General features: G+C 60.4%; 1 protein-coding gene. It reads left to right on the top strand.

What is annotated here, in order from left to right; genetic code table 11:
• Positions 1-328 precede the first annotated feature (328 nt).
• Positions 329-2329 carry a DUF6570 domain-containing protein gene (locus P4L78_RS09885; RefSeq protein ID WP_309327851.1) on the top strand — a complete coding sequence of 667 codons (2001 nt, stop codon included), beginning with the start codon at positions 329-331 and terminating at the stop codon, positions 2327-2329.
• The last annotated feature ends 149 nt before the right edge of the window (positions 2330-2478 follow it).

Consider the following 2478-nt stretch of genomic DNA (forward strand, 5'->3'; position numbering starts at 1 on the left):
ATGTGTGTGGGATTCACACCTGCCAGCAACGCAGGCCAGCATGGAGGACGATGGTGAGGATGATGTCACAGCCCAGGCTGCAGCAGAGGAGGTGTCCAGCGTGTGCTCTCCCGAGCTCTTGAGGGCCCTGGCTGTCTTGGGAAAGGGAAGAATGCCGGGTGCTGAGGAGGCGTATGATTTGGCGAGAAAGTCGCTCCTTGGCGAGAATTCAACTCATCATCGCCACAACCTACGCCGTGCCCGCCCACCTGAGGGCGTGCATGCATGGGCTGGGAATGGTGCCAGCGCAGATCACGTGGACGCACGACGGGTGCAGACACGGAGGCAAGTGAAGCTGCGCAAGGCCAAGGCAGACTTTGAGACGTTCATGACGGAGTCCAAGGTAGAGGTGGAGGTGTGGAGGAAGTCATTCAAAGAGTCGGAGCCCCTTCATCTCACACCCTTTGGAGAGTTTGTGGGCCAGCACATTCAAGAGCAGCTGTCACTACTGCAAGTAGAGCGGTGTGGAGAATGCGGTGAAGCTATGCCAAATCGGTCAGTACAGTCCAATGTGAGTGACCGTGTGGGCTGCAAGGGTCGCCACAAGTACGGGTTTGACGTCATGGAGGCCTTCCCCGCTGCTCTGGTGGGCCTCTCCATGATGGAGCAGGCGCTGATCAGCCAAGTGAGGACGATTGTTCACATTCACACTCTGTCCCACGGCATGGCTGCACGGCGTGGTGGCGTTCTCATTGTGCCACAGGATGTAGGCACGCTGGCGGCCACACTCACTCTGCCAAGACGTATTTCGGACTCGGGCTGTGTGATCATACGGGAGGCGGGCTCCAAGGACCCCACCCAGTCCTACCGCACAGTTGTGCGGGCGCCTGTCTTGGCTGCTGCCCTGCTGTTTTTGAAGGAGCACAACGCCCTGTACGCGGACATTGTGGTGGACTTCGAGTACCTGCAGCGGCTGGCAGATCAGCGCCATCTCCTGGCTGAATTTCAGCGGATTACTGTTGACGTGGACGCAAGGGAACCAATGGCTGCCACCGCGTTTGATCCCCTTGCCAACGAGCCATTGGCAGGCAATGCAGAGGGCGAGGCGCGGATGCTGGACCTGGAGCTGGAACGTGGAAATGGGGAGGAGGTGGAGCGCCTGGTGGTGATGCTGGTAAGGGCTAATGTTGGCGTGAAGAGGGACTTGCTGCAGTACGTGCAACAGCGGCGGCAAACTGTGGAAATTCGACAGGCGGAGCTGGATGCCCTGACAGAGGCTGCTCTTCGCGAGTCTGCTGCGGCTGTGCCCGTGCCGCCGCCTCAGCCTCCCCGCCCTCCCCCTCCGCCAGTGCCCCCGGCCCCAACTGGGCGTGGCCCTGCCCTGCGGGCGGGTGATGTGACAGAAGACGAGGATGGGCGGCCGCAGGTGTATGACCGGGCAGGGCACCCTGTGCTGGATGGGCCGCGCTTGGACAGGCTGCACCCTGTGCAAGACTGGGATGCGCGATTGTGGAAGCTGGCATTCCCGTGCCTGTTTCCCTTTGGGACGGGAGCGCCCTCCTACGCCCGTGAGCCACAGGAGGAGGGGAGCAAAGGATCAAAGTACTCTGTCACGCAGCACATCGAGCACTTGATCAGGACAGGAGTGTATGTGGATGGGCAGTACAACCAGCTGGTGGCGCCGCTGGGGCAGGAGCAGGATGATGCTATTGCAGTGGGGAAGGCGCCAGCAGGCCAGTGGTGGTTTCCCTTTGGCTCCCACGAGGTATTTGTGCTCATGACGCACAACATCAAGGCACGGCAGCGCGCCCTCAGCAGTGCCAACGTGTATATGAAGGACATGGAGAAGGCGGACCGTGGCTGTCCAACGCCTGAGGAGATGCGGGAGCTGCACAAGAAGCGTGGCACAGCGGGGTTCTTGGCCATGTTTCAGCGGTATCAGATCGCGCCGGGGAACAATCCATATTGGGCTGGACAGAAGAGCGGGCTTCAGGCCATGATTACCCAGCTGGAAAGCCCCAGTGAGTCCGCGGGGGGGGTGGGCGTGCCACAATGCGTTGTGTTGATGCTGATCATGATTCGGCGTGTGTGGTGGCACGTGCAGCATTATTTGCGACATTCAGCGCTGCAGACAATCACTGGGCCCCCCTCCAGCGACTCCTCCGACGACTGGGCTCCCCAGCTGACCAGGATGGAGATGGCAGGGCAAATTATGCAGCCCGTCAGCGTGCCGTGCTGGAAAACCCTCACATTGTTGCGTGGTACTTTGTGGAGATGCTGGAGATGTGGATTGAGCTGGTGTTCAAGCGGCTGCTGGGGGCAACGTGGTACTACTTCCGCCTGGAGGTAAGAGTGTGTGTGCTCAGGCTGAGTGTCCCCACCAGCGTTTGTTTGGGCACAGGCTGCGGATGCCCGCCTGCTGTGACAGCTTGTGTCCTGCCGTGCCATCGGAAGAGATGTTGATGTGTGCCCCCCTCCCCTGTTCTGTTTGCAGTACCA

The organism is Silvimonas sp., from assembly GCF_031291215.1.
Lineage (GTDB): Bacteria > Pseudomonadota > Gammaproteobacteria > Burkholderiales > Chitinibacteraceae > Silvimonas > Silvimonas soli.